Genomic DNA, 15,074 nt, shown 5'->3' with positions numbered 1-15,074 from the left:
AACCGATCAATCCGGGGTGGATCAAGCCGGCAAAGTTGACCCCGGGAATGTGCCGCGAGCTGGTAAACATGCCTTTGAAATCCCAGATGGCTTTCTGTGCGCTGGGAAAGTGATCCGTGAGGAATCCGCCACCGTTCTGCCGCGAGAAGAAGCCGTTGAAGCCCCACATCGATTCGGCCTTGGCGCCGATGTCCAGCAGGTCGACCACCAGCAGATCCCCCGGCTCGGCGCCATGCACGCCCACTGGACCGGACAGGTAGTGCACGGTGGACAGGTCGACGTCACGCACATCCGAGGCGTCGTCGTTGTTCTTGATCGCGCCAGCGGTCCAGTCGTAAGTCTCAAGAATAAAGTCATCCCCCGGCTTGACCCAGCAGGCCATGGGAATGTCCGGATGCCAGCGGTTGTGGATCTGTTCGTTCTCGGTGGCGGGCTGGTTGAGGTCGACTTTGATCAAGGTATCGGTCATGGCGAAGCTCCTGAACATTAGGGATGTACCGCGTTGGAACCAGTCTCGAATGGCGGCACGAATCGGCCAATACGTTGGATGACGTACCCCTTTGAGCTGGCTTGCCAGCTGCTACAAGGGGGCCGATCGCGCCTATACGCAGAGGTAGCGACTGATGGTGGATTCGTCGACCTTGTCCCGGGTCTCCTCAATCACGAAGCGACCCTTCTCGATCACCAGGAAGCGGTCGGCGATTTCCAGGGTGAATGACAGCACCTGCTCGGAGACCACAATGGTCAGGTCGCGCAGGTGGCGGATCTCTTTCAAAGTGCGGGCGATGTCCTTGATGATCGACGGCTGGATGCCCTCGGTGGGCTCATCGAGCAACAACACCTTGGGATTGGTCGCCAGTGCCCGGGCAATCGCCAGTTGTTGCTGCTGCCCGCCCGAAAGGTTGCCACCCTTGCGCGAGCGCATGTCGTGGAGCACCGGAAACAACGCATAGAGGTCTTCGGGCACCTGGCCCCGGGCCGATGCCGGCAGGCCGGTCTGTATGTTTTCCAACACCGTCATGCTAGGGAAAATCATCCGCCCCTGAGGCACATAGGCGATGCCGTGCTCCACCCGCTCGTGGGTTTCCAGGTTCGAGACTTCCTGACCATCGACGCTGACCTGCCCCCGCCACTGCGGAAGGATGCCCATCAAGCTCTTGAACAGCGTGGTCTTGCCCATGCCGTTGCGTCCCATCACGGCGACGATTTCGCGTTTGGCCACGGCCAGGTCGAGGTCGTGAAGGATCTGACTCTGGCCGTAACCACAGGACAGCTTGTCTACGTTGAACATGCCTGCTTCCTCAATGGCCTAAATAGACTTCGATGACTTTCGGGTTGTTCTGCACCGACTCCATGCTGCCCTCGGCCAGGACCTTGCCCTGATGCAGCACCGTGACCTTATGGGCGATGCTCTTGACGAATTCCATGTCGTGTTCGATCACCAGCACCGAGCGGCCCTGGCTGATGCGCTTGAGCAGTTCCGCAGTCTGTACGCGCTCGTTGACGCTCATCCCTGCGACCGGTTCATCGAGCATCAACAGGTCAGGGTTCTGCATCAGCAGCATGCCGATCTCCAGCCACTGCTTCTGGCCGTGGGACAGCAGGTCGGCCTGCTGCTGCAACAGCTCGCCGAGAAAGATCTCCCGCGCCACCTCTTCAACCCGGGCAATCACTGCGGCACTGCGCTTGAAGAACAACGCGCCAAACACCTTGCGCCCGGCCGGGTAGGACATCTCCAGGTTCTCGAACACCGTGAGGTTTTCGTAGATCGACGGGTTCTGGAATTTGCGCCCGACACCGGCACGGACGATGTTGTACTCGCGCATCTTGGTCAGTTCCTTTCCATCGAACTGGATGCTGCCGCTGGTGGCGCGGGTCTTGCCGCAGATCAGGTCGAGCACCGTGGTCTTGCCTGCGCCGTTGGGCCCGATCACCACCCGCACTTCATTGCGGTCTATATACAGGTTGAGGTTGTCCACGGCCTTGAAACCGTCGAAGGACACCGTCAGCCCCTCGATAACCAGCACCGGCTTGTTCATCTGAAAACCTACGGCGGTCATGGCTGCGTCTCCAGCGAAGGGCGTTCAGAAGCAGGGGTCGGCGGTGCAGTGCGCGACGTCTCCGGCAGGGGCGCGGCAACGGCAGCTTGCTGCGGGGTACGCCGCAATAAACGGCCAAGGGTCTGGCGGCCATGGCTGTCCCAGAGTCCGGCCAAACCATTGGGGAAGTACATGACCACGGCAATGAACAGCCCGCCCATCAGGTACAACCACAATTCGGGGAAGGACTCGGAGAAATAGGTCTTGCCGTAGTTCACCAGCAAGGCCCCATACACCGCGCCGAGCAGCGACATGCGCCCGCCGACAGCGGCAAAGATCACCATCTCGATGGATGGCACGATGCCGACGAACGAAGGCGACATGAAGCCCACCTGCAAGGCGAACATGGCGCCGCCTATGGCCGAGAAGGCAGCGGCGATGCAGAACACGAAAATCTTGAAACTGGCCACGTCATAACCGGAGAAGCGCACCCGCTCCTCTTTATCGCGCATCGCCATCAGCAGCCGCCCGAGCTTCGACGCAAGGACGAAACGGCCAATGAAAATGCAGCCGAACAACAAGGCCGCGTTGATGAAGTACAGCAGCAGCTTGGCGCTGTCACTGCGCAGGTCCCAGCCGAGCAGCGTCTTGAGATCGGTGATGCCGTTGACTCCGCCGGTCAGGCCCTGCTGGCCGACGATCAGCACCGTGAGAATCAGCGCGATGGCCTGGCTGACGATAGAGAAATAAACATCCCCCACCCGCCGCTTGAACAGCGCCATGCCAATGATGAAGGCCAGCACTACCGGCACCAGGATCACCGCCAACAGGGTGAAGCTGAAACTGTGGAACGGTACCCAGAGCCACGGCAGTTCGGTGATCTGGTTCCAGTCCATGAAATCCGGAATGCCCGGCGTCGACTGGATTTTGGTGCTCTGCGGGTCGGAGGCTTCGAGCTTGAGAAACATCGCCATGCAGTAGCCGCCGACGCCGAAGAACACCCCTTGCCCGAGGCTGAGAATGCCGCCATAGCCCCAACACAGCACCAGGCCGACAGCGACGAAGGCATAGGTCAGGTACTTGCCCACCATGTTCAAGCGAAAGGCATCCAGGGTCAGCGGGAAGACCACGAGAATCAGCAGCGCCAACAGGGCCACGCCCAGCAGGTTCTGCTTGCCCGCCAGCATCTTGTCTAAAAGCTTCATTGGCTCGCCTCTACTTGCGCACTTTGATGGAGAACAACCCTTGAGGGCGCAACATCAGGATCAGAATCACCCCGGACAGGGTCAGCACCTTGGCCATCGAACCACTGAGGAAGAACTCCGAGATCGATTGGGTCTGGGCAATGACGAACGCCGACGCAATAGTGCCGAACAGGCTTTGTGCGCCGCCGAAGACCACCACCAGGAAGGTGTCGACTATGTACTGCGAGCCCGCGGTGGGCCCGGTGGAGCCAATGGTGGTAAAGGCCGCGCCGGCCACCCCCGCGACTCCACAACCGAGGGCAAAGGTCATGCGGTCGACCTTGCGCGTGTTGATGCCCACGGCACGGCTCATCAGCCGGTTTTGCACCGTGGCCCGCACTTGCAGGCCCCAGCGTGAGCGGTAGAGCAAGAGAAAAATGGCCGCGGTGAGCAGCAGGGTCAGGGCCATCATGAACAGGCCGTTGCGCGGGATCTCGATGGACTCGGTGAAGTTGAACGAACCCATCAGCCACTCCGGCGGCGTGGCGCTGACTTCACGGGCGCCGAACACCGAACGGAAGGTCTGTTGCATCACTAGGGACAGCCCCCAGGTCGCCAGCAATGTGTCCAACGGACGCTTGTAGAGCCGACTGATCATCGCCCACTCCACCAGCCAGCCGATGGCCCCGGCCACCAGAAACGACAGGGCGATGGCGATGAAAAAATAATAGGGTTGAAACCACGGGGCGAAATGACTGGTCAGGCTCGAACAGACATAGGTGGTGTAGGCGCCGATCGTGAGGAACTCGCCGTGGGCCATGTTGATGACCCCCATCTGGCCGAAAATGATCGCCAGCCCCAATGCCATCAACAGCAGCACACAGAACACGGACAAGCCGTTGAACCCCTGCATCGCCGCGATGGCACCAAATTCCGATAGCCATTCCATGATGATGGACTCCTGCTTGGAGGAAGGATGTGGAAAAACGCTGGAGCTCCATCGCCGGCAAGCCAGCTCCCACAGAGTGTTGGAGTCGGCCTGCCGCGATGGCCCAGACCTTACTGATAGCCTTTAGGGAACGGATTCGGCTCGATCAGATCGGACTCGTACACCACTTTGAACTGGCCATCGGGCTGCACTTCACCGATGCGGGTCTTGCTCCACAGGTGATGGTTTTCATGCACTTTGACGTAGCCTTCAGGCGCGGTTTTCAACTCGAGGCCCGGCGAGGCTGCAACCACTTTGTCGACATCGAAGCTGCCGGCTTTTTCCACCGCAGCCTTCCACAACCATGGGCCCAGGTACGCGGCCTGGGTCACGTCGCCGATCACCGAATCCTTGCCGTACTTGGCCTTGAAAGCGTCGACGAAGGCTTTGTTGTTGGGGTTGTCCAGGCTCTGGAAGTACTTCATCGAGGCATAGAAACCGGCCATGTTCTCGCCGCCGATGCCCAGCAACTCATCTTCGGTGACCGAGAGCGTGAGCAAGGTCTGCTTGGCCGAATTGACACCCGCCGCATTGAGTTGTTTGTAGAAGGCCACGTTGGAGCCACCCACCACTGCCGCGAACACCACGTCGGGCTTCTTCAACTTGACTTTGTTGATCAGCGAACCGAACTGGGTGTTCCCGAGCGGGTAATAGTCTTCGCCGACCACGGTGCCGTGCAGCACGTTTTCAATGTGCTTGCGGGCAATCTTCATCGAGGTGCGTGGCCAGATATAGTCCGATCCCACCAGGTAGAAGGTTTTGGCGCCTTTGGTCTTGGCGATCCAGTCGAGGCTGGCGAGGATTTGCTGGGTGGCTTCCTGGCCCGTGTAGATCACGTTCTTCGACTGCTCCAGCCCCTCGTAGAAAGTCGGGTAGTAGAGCAGGCCGTTTTCTTTCTCGAAGATCGGCAGCACAGCCTTGCGCGACGCCGAGGTCCAGCAGCCGAACACCGTGGCCACCTTGTCGTTGACCAGAAGCTTCTTGGCCTTCTCGGCGAAGGTCGGCCAGTCGGAGGCGCCGTCTTCTTGGATCACCTTGATCTGCCGACCGAGGATGCCGCCTGAAGCGTTGATCTGCTCGATGGCCAGGCGTTCGGCCTGGATCGAACCGGTCTCGGAAATCGCCATGGTGCCGGTGGCCGAGTGCAACTGGCCGACCGTGACTTCAGTGGCGGTCACCGCCAGGCCGGTGCTATTGGCCTCGTCGGCCCATACACCCTGGCTGAACACACTGGCAGCCAATAGCGACAGGGCCGCCGCCCCCAGCGCCAGGCGGCGCGGCAACAGGTCTTTGGTCCGGATCAATCGTGGTTCCATGCTGCTACTCCTCTGCGGTGACGCTGACAGCTCGCCTTGGGGCGGCCGGCAACGGTGGTGGCATCAGCATGGCGGCGCGGATCGGCGACGGGTATACGCAGCCTGACGTAAGCGCATACGTCATTTGACGTAGGGAAAAATGCACCAAGGCGGCGCAGGCTATCGCTCCAGGCGCCGCCTGAACGGCACTGCGCGGACACGCGCGCAGGCAACCGTTGGCGCGGCACGACGGCGCGGTGCAGGGCATGAAAATTGCTCGGTTATCCGCCACGGGCACACCCGCCAGGCACGGAGCGCCTTGACCCCAGGAGTCTTTCGCCGTGCTTCCACCTGGCACCCAGCGCATCGCCAAGATCCGTCGCGACTACAACAGCTGGGTCGCCGACGAAACCATGGAAGACTACGCCCTGCGTTACACACCAAAGTCCTTTCGCAGATGGTCGGAGCTGCGCATCGCCAACACCGCCTTGGGCGCGGTGTCGTTCCTGGCCCTGGAGGCGATTGGCGGGGTGCTGGCCCTGAGCTACGGCTTCACCAACACCTTCTGGGCGATCCTCGCCGTGAGCCTGATCATCTTCCTCACCGGCCTGCCCGTCAGCTACTACGCCGCCCGCTACGGCGTCGATATGGACCTGTTGACCCGCGGTGCCGGCTTCGGCTACATCGGCTCGACCATCACCTCACTGATCTACGCCAGCTTCACCTTTCTGTTCTTCGCCCTGGAAGCAGCGATCATGGCCCTGGCCTTGGAGCTGTACTTCCATATCCCATTGGCCTTTGCTTATGTGATCTGCTCTGTGCTGGTGATCCCCCTGGTGGCCTATGGGGTGACCCTGATCAGCCGCCTGCAACTCTGGACCCAGCCGTTGTGGCTGGTGCTGCTGGTGCTGCCCTATCTGTTTGTGCTGCTGAAAAACCCCGAGGCCTTCAGCGACTGGACCAGTTTCCAGGGCCGTGATGCCAGCGGCGACTTCAATCTGCTGGCGTTTTGCGCTGCCTGTACCGTGGCCCTGTCCCTGGTGACGCAGATCGGCGAACAGGTCGACTACCTGCGCTTCCTGCCGGAAAAAACCGCGTCCAACCGCAAGCGCTGGTGGGCCGCCCTGCTCTGCGCCGGCCCCGGCTGGATCCTGCCCGGCGCCCTGAAAATGTTCGCTGGCGCCTTCCTGGCGTTTCTCGCCCTGCAACACGAGATCCCCATCGAGCGCGCTACGGAGCCGACCCAGATGTACCTGGTGGCCTTCGGTTATGTGTTCGCCTCGCCGGAATGGGCCCTGGCGGCCATGGTGCTGTTCGTCTTCGTCTCGCAGATGAAGATCAACCTGACCAACGCCTACGCCGGCTCCCTGGCCTGGTCGAACTTTTTCGCCCGGGTCACCCACAGTCACCCCGGCCGCGTAGTTTGGCTGGTGTTCAATGTGGCGATTGCCCTGATGCTGATGGAGCTGGGGGTATTCGACGTCATTGACCAGGTGCTCGGTCTCTACGCCAACATCGCCATCGCCTGGATCGGCTCGGTGGTCGCCGACCTGGTGATCAACAAACCCTTGGGGTTGTCACCGAAATACATCGAGTTCAAGCGCGCTCACCTCTACGACATCAACCCGGTGGGCGTCGGCTCCATGCTGATTGCCTCGCTGCTGTCGGTCCTCGCCCACTTCGGTCTATTTGGTACGCTGGCCCAGGCCGCCCCGCCCTTCGTCGCCCTCGGCACCTCGCTGGTCATGACCCCGCTGCTGGCCTGGGCCACACGCAGCCGCTATTACATTGCCCGCACTAGCGATCCGCTACTGCTGCAACCGGTGGCACCGAGCACGCTGATCACCTGCGGCCTGTGCAGCAACCCGTTCGAAACCGCCGACATGGCTTTCTGTCCGGCCTACAGCACGCCCATCTGCTCACTTTGCTGTTCGCTGGATGCGCGTTGCGGAGATCGCTGCAAACCTCACGGGCGTCTGTCGGCGCAGTTCGAAGCGCTGTTGCATTGGTTGCTGCCCAATGCAACGGTGCCACGCCTGCACACCCGGCTAGTGCATTACCTGGGCCTGCTGCTCGCTCTGATCCTGATGCTCAGCGGCGCTCTGGCGCTGATCTATGGCCAGGCCTCCCAGGGACTGCCCCATTCGCCGCAAGCCCAGGCGACGCTGTACCAGGCATTTTTCCAGGCCTTCCTGACGCTCTCGGTACTGGCGGCCATCCTCGCCTGGTGGGTCGTTCTGACGCGGGAAAGCCGCCGCGTGGCCCAGGAAGAATCGGACCGCCAGACCCTGCTGCTGATGCAGGAAATCGAAGCCCACCGCTTGACCGACCAGGCCCTGCAAGATGCCAAGGAGGCTTCCGAGGCGGCCAACGCGGCCAAGAGTCGCTACGTCACCGGACTGTCCCACGAACTGCGTACGCCGTTGAACAGCATCCTCGGTTTTACCCAGATCCTGCAGCGCGACGCGGCCATGCCGGAGCAGCATCAGGATGCCCTGGCGACCATCCTGCGCAGCGGTTCGCACCTGCTGTCGCTGATCGACGGCCTGCTCGATGTGGCCAAGATCGAGGCTGGCAAATTGCGCCTGGAGCCGACGGAAATCCCCTTCCCGGAACTGATCCACGATCTGGAGCTGATGTTCACCCCACAAGCCCGGGACAAAGGGTTGCGCTTTCGCCTGGAGCTGATCGGCAAGATGCCGGCGGTGGTGCGAGGTGACGAAAAGCGCGTCCGGCAGATCCTCATCAACCTGTTGGGCAATGCGGTCAACTTCACCGACAGCGGCGAGGTCTGCCTGCGGGTCAGTTACATGCGCGAGACGGCAACCTTCGACATCATCGACACGGGTATCGGCATCGACCCCGAGCACATCGAGCGAATCTTCCAGCCTTTCGAGCGCGGTGATCTGATGCGCCAGGACAAGGGCGTTGGCCTGGGCCTGACCATTACCCGCATGCTCACCTCGCTGATGGGCGGCGAGTTGCAGGTCAAGAGTCAGCAGGACAAGGGCACCTGTTTCCAGGTGCGCCTGTTTCTCTCGCAAGTACGGGTGCCGCAAGCGGTGATCCATGTCGAACACGACATCATCGGCTACCAGGGGCCGCGGCGTCTGGTGCTGGTAGTGGACGACCATGTGGACCATCGCAAGGTCCTCAGCGGCATGCTTACGCCCCTGGGCTTTGAAGTGGTCCAGGCCAGCAACGGCCAGGAAGCGATTCGCCAGGTCGCCCTGCTGGGGCCGGACCTGATTCTCATGGACCTGTCGATGCCGACGATGGATGGCTGGGAAACCAGCCGGCTGATTCGCCGCAATGCGTTGTCCACGGCACCGATCATCGTGATATCGGCCAATGCCTTTAACGACGAGCGCGAGCGCAGCCTGGCCAGTGTCTGCAACGACTACCTTGCCAAGCCGGTACACACCCCGGAGCTGCTTGAGCGGATCCAGAAACAGCTCGACCTGCACTGGCTGCGCCGCGAAAAACCAGCCCCTGCGACATTCCCCGAACCGGGGATATTGCCCTCACAGCCTGACCTCATCGCCCTCGGCGAACTCAGCGCCATCGGCTACGTACGCGGTCTGCACGAAAAACTCGACGCCATCCAGGCCGAGACGCCGGCCACCGCCCCTTTCATCAGTTCGCTACGCAAGCTGCTGAAAAATTTTCGCCTGGACGAAATCAACCGCGCCCTCAAGGAGGCAGAAGATGAATGCACTGACCACAGTCGCTGAACCCGGTGTCGTGTTGATTGTGGACGACACCCCGGACAACCTCGCCATGCTCTCCGACGCCCTCAACGATGCCGGCTACATGGTGTTGGTGGCCCTCGACGGGCTCAGCGCCCTGAACCGCATCGAACGCCGGCGTCCAGACCTGATTCTGCTGGATGCGATGATGCCGGGCCTGGACGGCTTCGAGACCTGCCGGCGGATCAAGGAGCAACCGGCCAACGCCGATATTCCGGTGCTGTTCATGACCGCGCTGACGGAAAGCAGGCATGTGGTCCAGGGCTTTGAAGTGGGTGGCAGCGACTACGTGACCAAGCCGATCCAGACCGACGAAGTGCTGGCCCGGGTCGCCGCGCACCTGCGCACCTCGCGCATCCTGCTGTCGGCCCGAGCGGCGTCACAACCAGCCGCGCCGAGCCTGGACGACGAGCCGGCGCACAGGGTGCTGTCGGCACGCTTTCAGCTCACCGGTCGGGAAGTCGAGGTTCTGCGCTGGGTGGCCTGCGGCAAGACCAACCGCGACATCGGCACCATTCTTGATCTGAGCCCACGCACCGTGAACAAACATCTGGAACATGTGTATGTGAAGTTAGGTGTAGAAACACGCACAGCAGCGACCTCGGTGGCCTTGTCGGCCATGACCGACTCTCGCAACAGTACTTCAAGGTGAGCCACGATAACCGGACGTATTGTTGGATGAGCACTGGGGCCGTTTTCGTCCATGACAGAACCTGGAGGATGAAGCAGGAACGTTAGAAACGGCTCTGGATTTTCAGCCCAGCCACCCAGGCAATGCGGGGGTATTTTTTAGACATGAAAAAGCCCAACCTTTTCAGATTGGGCTAAGTCATTGAAAAATATGGTCGGGACGGAGTGATTCGAACACTCGACCCCTAGCACCCCATGCTAGTGCGCTACCGGACTGCGCTACGCCCCGACTAGGCGTGAATCTTGTTCCGCTTCTCAACGGAACGCTCAGGAATATATCGCAAGCTTTTGAAAACTGGAAGTATTTAAAGCAGAAATTTTATTTCTTGAGCACCACCAGCACATCTTCAAGCTCGGCGATCATCTGGCGGATCATTTGTTTGTACTGGGTTGTATCGTCCTTGGCCTCATCACCGGAGAGGCGCAGGCGTGCGCCGCCGATGGTGAACCCCTGATCGTACAGCAGCGCGCGGATCTGCCGGATCATCAGCACGTCTTGTCGCTGATAATACCGGCGGTTTCCGCGGCGCTTGACCGGGTTGAGTTGAGGAAACTCCTGCTCCCAATAGCGCAGCACGTGCGGTTTTACCGCACACAGCTCGCTGACTTCACCAATGGTGAAGTAGCGTTTGCCCGGGATGACGGGTAGTTCGTCGTTATGACTTGGTTCCAGCATAAGCCTCAACTCGGGCCTTCAACTTCTGCCCTGGACGAAAGGTGACCACACGGCGAGCCGTGATCGGGATTTCTTCTCCCGTTTTCGGATTGCGGCCAGGCCGCTGGCGTTTGTCCCGAAGGTCGAAATTGCCGAAACCGGACAATTTGACCTGTTCGTTGTCTTCCAGAGCGTGCCTGATTTCTTCGAAAAACAGTTCGACCAATTCTTTGGCCTCCCGTTTGTTCAGGCCCAGCTCCTCATACAGACGTTCCGCCATCTCAGCTTTCGTCAGAGCCCCCATACGTCACTTCCTTAACGTGGCGTTCAACCTGTTTTCGAGCGAGGTGAGGATATTCTGCGTTGCGGTATTCACCTCATCGTCATTAAGAGTGCGCGATGGATGCTGCCAGGTCAAGCCAACTGCAAGGCTTTTTCTATGCGGATCAATGCCTTTACCCTGATACACGTCAAATAGCCTGAGGTCCGTCAGCCATTCGCCTGCATTTTCACGGATTACCTCCAGCACGGCGCTGGATGCAACGTCACGGTCGGCCAGCAACGCAAGGTCACGACGCACTTCAGGAAAGCGCGATAACTCCTGGAATTTCGGCATTTTCCCTTGGGCCACTTCGGCCAGCACCAGCTCGAAAACGAAGACTGGACGATCGAGGCCCAGGGTTTTCGACAGTTCCGGGTGGATGGCGCCGACATAGCCGACTTCACGCCCGTCTCGCTCGATGCGTGCGGTCTGCCCTGGGTGCAGCGCCGGGTGCTTGCCTGGTACGAAAGTGAATGCGTCGAGCGCGCCGGCGAAGCCCAGCACCGCTTCCACGTCAGCCTTGACGTCGAAGAAATCGACGACATCGCGACCTTGCGCCCAGCCTTCCGGCAAGCGACTGCCGCAGACGACACCAGCCAGCATCGGCTCTTGCTTCAAGCCGTCCAGTTGACCGACGAAGCGTAGACCGCTTTCGAACAGACGCACGCGATCCTGCTGGCGGTTGAGGTTGTGCTGCAGCGACTTGACCAGGCCCGGCCACAAGGACGAGCGCATGGCCGCCATGTCGTTGGAGATCGGGTTGGCCAGCAACAGCGGCTCGACACCGGGGCTGAACAGCTCGAACTGGCGTGGATCGATGAAGCTGTAGGTGATCGCTTCCTGATAACCACGGGCCACCAGCAGGCGACGCAGTTCCGGCAGATCGCTGCGGGCTTCGGCCTTGGCTTGCGGGGCCAGGCGCGCTTGCGGGTAGCGAACCGGCAGACGGTTGTAACCGTACAGGCGGGCCAGTTCTTCGATCAGGTCGACTTCCAGGCTGATATCGAAGCGATGGCTTGGCACTTCGACGCGCCACTGCCCTGCCCCATCGGCGCTGATGTTCAGGCCGAGGGCGCTGAGCAGGCGTTCGACTTCGGCCGGGGCCATTTCCATGCCCAGCATCTGGGTGATGCGCTGGGCACGCAGGGTGACCGGTGCAATCTTCGGCAGGTGCTGTTCGCTGACGGTTTCGATGATCGGGCCGGCTTCGCCACCGGTGATCTCCAGCAGCAGGCCGGTGGCGCGCTCCATGGCTTCACGGGCCAGTTGCCAATCCACGCCACGCTCGTAGCGGTGCGAGGCGTCGGTGTGCAGGCCATAGGAACGCGCCTTGCCAGCGACGGCGATCTGGTCGAAGAACGCGCTTTCCAGGAATACATCGCGGGTCGTGGCGGATACACCACTGTGTTCGCCGCCCATTACGCCAGCAATCGCCAAGGCGCGGGTGTGGTCGGCAATCACCAGGGTGTCGCTGCGCAGGGTCACTTCCTGGCCGTCGAGCAGCACCAGCTTTTCACCCTCTTCAGCCATGCGCACGCGGATGCCGCCGTTGATTTCGGCGAGATCGAACGCATGCAGCGGTTGACCCAGCTCCAGCATCACATAGTTGGTGATGTCGACGGCGGCGTCGATGCTGCGCACGTCGGCGCGACGCAGGCGCTCGACCATCCACAGCGGTGTTGGCTTGGACAGGTCGACGTTACGGATCACACGGCCCAGGTAACGCGGGCATGCCGCCGGCGCCAGGACGTCAATCGAACGCACTTCGTCATGCACCGCCGGCACGGTCGCGACCACCGGACGCGTCACGGGGGCGGCATACAGCGCACCGACTTCGCGGGCCAGACCGGCCAGGGACAGGCAGTCGCCACGGTTCGGCGTCAGGTCGACCTCGATGCTCGCATCGTCCAGGCCCAGGTACTCACGGATGTCCTGGCCCACCGGCGCATCAACCGGCAGTTCCATCAGGCCATCGTTGCCTTCGCCGATCTGCAGTTCGGCCTGGGAACACAGCATGCCGTTGGACTCGACGCCACGCAGCTTGGCTTTCTTGATCTTGAAGTCGCCCGGCAGCTCGGCACCGATCATGGCGAACGGGATCTTCAGGCCTGGACGCACGTTAGGTGCGCCGCAGACTACCTGGAAGGTTTCCGCGCCATTGCTGACCTGGCAAACCCGCAATTTGTCAGCGTCCGGGTGCTGCTCGGTGCTCAACACCTCGCCCACCACCACGCCACTGAATTCGCCGGCGGCCGGCGTGACGCTATCGACCTCAAGACCGGCCATCGACAGGCGAGCAACCAGCTCGTCCCGACTTACCTGCGGGCTTACCCAGCCGCGCAGCCATTGTTCACTGAATTTCATCCTGTTCTCCTAATAAATTCGTTACCACGACCTAGCGAAATTGCGCAAGGAACCGCAAGTCGTTGTCGAAGAACAGGCGCAAGTCATTCACACCGTAACGCAGCATGGCCAGGCGCTCGACGCCCATGCCGAAAGCAAAGCCCGAGAATTCTTCCGGATCGATCCCGGACATACGCAGCACGTTCGGGTGAACCATGCCGCAGCCCATGACTTCCAGCCAGCCAGTCTGCTTGCAGACGCGGCAGCCTTTGCCGCTGCACATCACGCATTCCATGTCGACTTCAGCGGAGGGCTCGGTGAACGGGAAGTACGAAGGGCGGAAACGCACCGCCAGTTCTTTTTCGAAGAACACCCGCAGGAACTCTTCGATCGTGCCTTTCAGGTCGGCGAAATTGATGTCGCGATCAACCAGCAGGCCTTCGACCTGGTGGAACATCGGCGAGTGGGTGATATCGGAGTCGCTGCGGTACACACGGCCTGGGCAGACGATGCGGATCGGCGGCTGCTGCGATTCCATGGTGCGGACCTGTACCGGCGAGGTATGGGTGCGCAACAGCATGTTCGCATTGAAATAGAAGGTGTCATGCATCGACCGGGCCGGGTGATGGCCTGGGATGTTGAGTGCCTCGAAGTTGTGGTAGTCGTCTTCGACCTCAGGGCCTTCGGCAATGCCGTAGCCGATGTGGGTGAAGAACTGCTCGATGCGTTCCAGGGTCCGGGTCACCGGATGCAAGCCACCGGAAGTCTGGCCACGGCCAGGCAGGGTCACGTCGATGGACTCGGCGGCGAGCTTGGCAGCCAGATCCGCCTCCTCGAACAACGCCTTGCGCGCATTGAGGACTTCTGTGACACGCTCCTTGGCAACGTTGATCAGCGCACCGACCTGCGGACGCTCTTCGGCTGGCAGGTTCCCCAGGGTCTTCATCACCTGAGTCAACTCGCCCTTCTTGCCAAGGTAGTGAACCCGGATTTGCTCCAGGGCATTGATATCTTCAGCGCTTTGCACAGCCTCTAGTGCTTGAGCGACCAGCGCGTCCAGGTTTTCCATGTACAGACTCCAGATACAAAATAGGGGAAGAGCTTTAAGGCTCTTCCCCTATTTATGACGTTTGGCACCTGGGCCCACAGAGGTGGGCCCGGGTGACTGCCGGGGGTACTTAAGCCAAGGTGGCTTTAGCTTTCTCGACAATCGCAGCAAACGCCGCTTTTTCGTTCACTGCCAGATCAGCCAGAACCTTACGGTCGATCTCGATGGACGCTTTTTTCAGGCCAGCGATGAAACGGCTGTAGGACAGACCGTTAACACGAGCACCAGCGTTGATACGAGCGATCCACAGAGCGCGGAACTGACGTTTTTTCTGACGACGGTCACGGTAGGCGTATTGGCCTGCCTTGATTACCGCTTGCTTGGCAACACGGAATACGCGGGAGCGCGCGCCGTAGTAGCCTTTAGCAAGTTTCAGAATTTTTTTGTGACGCTTACGGGCAATGACGCCACGCTTTACACGAGCCATGAGTTACTTCCTCTATTCTTGATCCAAAAATTAACGAAGGCGCAGCATGCGCTCGACTTTTGCCACGTCAGACGGATGCAGCAAGCTGCTACCGCGCAGTTGACGCTTACGCTTGGTCGACATTTTGGTCAGGATGTGGCTCTTGAAAGCGTGCTTGTGCTTGATACCGTTAGCAGTTTTCAGAAACCGCTTAGCAGCACCACTTTTGGTTTTCATCTTTGGCATGTTCGGATACTCCGCATTCAGTTGATAAACATAATCGCAAGGCCTGCCG

Annotated in this window: 14 protein-coding genes and 1 tRNA gene; 2 read left to right on the top strand and 13 right to left on the bottom strand. The window is 60.5% G+C overall.

Features of this window, described 5'->3' with window-relative positions; all coding sequences use genetic code 11:
- From J4E53_RS19015 to urtA, 6 genes are all read right to left on the bottom strand, one after another.
- Nucleotides 1–469: acetamidase/formamidase family protein (locus J4E53_RS19015; protein WP_207268171.1), on the bottom strand; the 469-nt coding region annotated here is incomplete at its 3' end.
- Nucleotides 470–601: 132 nt separating this feature from the next.
- Nucleotides 602–1,291 carry an urea ABC transporter ATP-binding subunit UrtE gene (gene urtE / locus J4E53_RS19010; RefSeq protein ID WP_063320404.1) on the bottom strand — a complete coding sequence of 230 codons (690 nt, stop codon included), beginning with the start codon at nucleotides 1,289–1,291 and terminating at the stop codon, nucleotides 602–604.
- 10 nt (nucleotides 1,292–1,301) lie between these two features.
- The gene (gene urtD, locus J4E53_RS19005) at nucleotides 1,302–2,060 is read right to left on the bottom strand and encodes an urea ABC transporter ATP-binding protein UrtD (protein ID WP_003203582.1); all 759 of its coding nucleotides are present in this window, start codon (nucleotides 2,058–2,060) and stop codon (nucleotides 1,302–1,304) included.
- Nucleotides 2,057–3,244: an urea ABC transporter permease subunit UrtC gene (gene urtC / locus J4E53_RS19000; RefSeq protein ID WP_103308397.1), complete on the bottom strand. Its 1,188-nt coding sequence runs from the start codon at nucleotides 3,242–3,244 to the stop codon at nucleotides 2,057–2,059. Before urtC ends, urtD begins: the two co-directional genes overlap by 4 nt.
- Before the next feature lie 10 nt (nucleotides 3,245–3,254).
- Nucleotides 3,255–4,172: an urea ABC transporter permease subunit UrtB gene (urtB, locus tag J4E53_RS18995; protein WP_063320401.1), complete on the bottom strand. Its 918-nt coding sequence runs from the start codon at nucleotides 4,170–4,172 to the stop codon at nucleotides 3,255–3,257.
- A gap of 110 nt (nucleotides 4,173–4,282) precedes the next feature.
- Entirely contained in the window at nucleotides 4,283–5,527 is a 1,245-nt protein-coding gene (urtA, locus tag J4E53_RS18990) for an urea ABC transporter substrate-binding protein (protein ID WP_103308398.1), read from the bottom strand.
- A 320-nt stretch (nucleotides 5,528–5,847) separates the two neighbouring features.
- Here urtA and J4E53_RS18985 point away from each other — a divergent pair, with 320 nt between their 5' ends.
- Together J4E53_RS18985 and J4E53_RS18980 are read left to right on the top strand one after the other, a co-directional pair.
- The gene (locus J4E53_RS18985) at nucleotides 5,848–9,240 is read left to right on the top strand and encodes an ATP-binding protein (RefSeq protein ID WP_103308399.1); all 3,393 of its coding nucleotides are present in this window, start codon (nucleotides 5,848–5,850) and stop codon (nucleotides 9,238–9,240) included.
- On the top strand, nucleotides 9,215–9,907 hold the full coding sequence (locus J4E53_RS18980; protein ID WP_103308400.1) for a response regulator: 693 nt from the start codon (nucleotides 9,215–9,217) through the stop codon (nucleotides 9,905–9,907). The genes J4E53_RS18985 and J4E53_RS18980 overlap by 26 nt, the downstream gene beginning before the upstream one ends.
- 190 nt (nucleotides 9,908–10,097) lie before the next feature.
- Here J4E53_RS18980 and J4E53_RS18975 read toward each other — a convergent pair.
- The 7 genes from J4E53_RS18975 to rpmI all read right to left on the bottom strand — a co-directional run bounded on the left by J4E53_RS18975 (nucleotide 10,098) and on the right by rpmI (nucleotide 15,025).
- A tRNA-Pro gene (locus J4E53_RS18975) sits at nucleotides 10,098–10,174 on the bottom strand.
- A gap of 90 nt (nucleotides 10,175–10,264) precedes the next feature.
- Nucleotides 10,265–10,621 carry a MerR family transcriptional regulator gene (locus tag J4E53_RS18970; RefSeq protein WP_003179985.1) on the bottom strand — a complete coding sequence of 119 codons (357 nt, stop codon included), beginning with the start codon at nucleotides 10,619–10,621 and terminating at the stop codon, nucleotides 10,265–10,267.
- Complete coding sequence (ihfA, locus tag J4E53_RS18965) at nucleotides 10,602–10,904, bottom strand: integration host factor subunit alpha (protein ID WP_002553164.1); 303 nt, start codon at nucleotides 10,902–10,904, stop codon at nucleotides 10,602–10,604. The genes J4E53_RS18970 and ihfA overlap by 20 nt, the downstream gene beginning before the upstream one ends.
- Nucleotides 10,905–10,907: 3 nt before the next feature.
- Nucleotides 10,908–13,286 carry a phenylalanine--tRNA ligase subunit beta gene (pheT, locus tag J4E53_RS18960; protein ID WP_060738175.1) on the bottom strand — a complete coding sequence of 793 codons (2,379 nt, stop codon included), beginning with the start codon at nucleotides 13,284–13,286 and terminating at the stop codon, nucleotides 10,908–10,910.
- Between the two features lie 31 nt (nucleotides 13,287–13,317).
- The gene (gene pheS, locus J4E53_RS18955) at nucleotides 13,318–14,334 is read right to left on the bottom strand and encodes a phenylalanine--tRNA ligase subunit alpha (RefSeq protein WP_003203624.1); all 1,017 of its coding nucleotides are present in this window, start codon (nucleotides 14,332–14,334) and stop codon (nucleotides 13,318–13,320) included.
- A 109-nt stretch (nucleotides 14,335–14,443) separates the two neighbouring features.
- Nucleotides 14,444–14,800, bottom strand: a complete 357-nt coding sequence (gene rplT, locus J4E53_RS18950) for a 50S ribosomal protein L20 (RefSeq protein WP_002553161.1) — start codon at nucleotides 14,798–14,800, stop codon at nucleotides 14,444–14,446.
- 30 nt (nucleotides 14,801–14,830) lie between these two features.
- Nucleotides 14,831–15,025 (bottom strand): 50S ribosomal protein L35, encoded by a 195-nt coding sequence (rpmI, locus tag J4E53_RS18945; RefSeq protein WP_002553160.1) that lies wholly within the window; start codon nucleotides 15,023–15,025, stop codon nucleotides 14,831–14,833.
- Between the last annotated feature and the right edge of the window lie 49 nt (nucleotides 15,026–15,074).

Origin of the sequence: Pseudomonas sp. FW305-28, from assembly GCF_017351395.1 — a bacterium.
Taxonomy (GTDB): domain Bacteria; phylum Pseudomonadota; class Gammaproteobacteria; order Pseudomonadales; family Pseudomonadaceae; genus Aquipseudomonas; species Aquipseudomonas fluorescens_AA.
The sequence above is the reverse complement of the archived record's forward strand: the minus strand, read 5'-3'. Positions and strand labels throughout refer to the sequence as shown.

Bases quoted from the DNA above. Each gene is read 5' to 3' on its own strand.
- urtE (WP_063320404.1), bottom strand. From the start codon at position 1,291: ATGTTCAACGTAGACAAGCTGTCCTGTGGTTACGGCCAGAGTCAGATC.
- urtD (WP_003203582.1), bottom strand. From the start codon at position 2,060: ATGACCGCCGTAGGTTTTCAGATGAACAAGCCGGTGCTGGTTATCGAG.
- urtC (WP_103308397.1), bottom strand. From the start codon at position 3,244: ATGAAGCTTTTAGACAAGATGCTGGCGGGCAAGCAGAACCTGCTGGGC.
- urtB (WP_063320401.1), bottom strand. From the start codon at position 4,172: ATGGAATGGCTATCGGAATTTGGTGCCATCGCGGCGATGCAGGGGTTC.
- urtA (WP_103308398.1), bottom strand. From the start codon at position 5,527: ATGGAACCACGATTGATCCGGACCAAAGACCTGTTGCCGCGCCGCCTG.
- J4E53_RS18980 (WP_103308400.1), top strand. From the start codon at position 9,215: ATGAATGCACTGACCACAGTCGCTGAACCCGGTGTCGTGTTGATTGTG.
- J4E53_RS18970 (WP_003179985.1), bottom strand. From the start codon at position 10,621: ATGCTGGAACCAAGTCATAACGACGAACTACCCGTCATCCCGGGCAAA.
- ihfA (WP_002553164.1), bottom strand. From the start codon at position 10,904: ATGGGGGCTCTGACGAAAGCTGAGATGGCGGAACGTCTGTATGAGGAG.
- pheT (WP_060738175.1), bottom strand. From the start codon at position 13,286: ATGAAATTCAGTGAACAATGGCTGCGCGGCTGGGTAAGCCCGCAGGTA.
- pheS (WP_003203624.1), bottom strand. From the start codon at position 14,334: ATGGAAAACCTGGACGCGCTGGTCGCTCAAGCACTAGAGGCTGTGCAA.
- rplT (WP_002553161.1), bottom strand. From the start codon at position 14,800: ATGGCTCGTGTAAAGCGTGGCGTCATTGCCCGTAAGCGTCACAAAAAA.
- rpmI (WP_002553160.1), bottom strand. From the start codon at position 15,025: ATGCCAAAGATGAAAACCAAAAGTGGTGCTGCTAAGCGGTTTCTGAAA.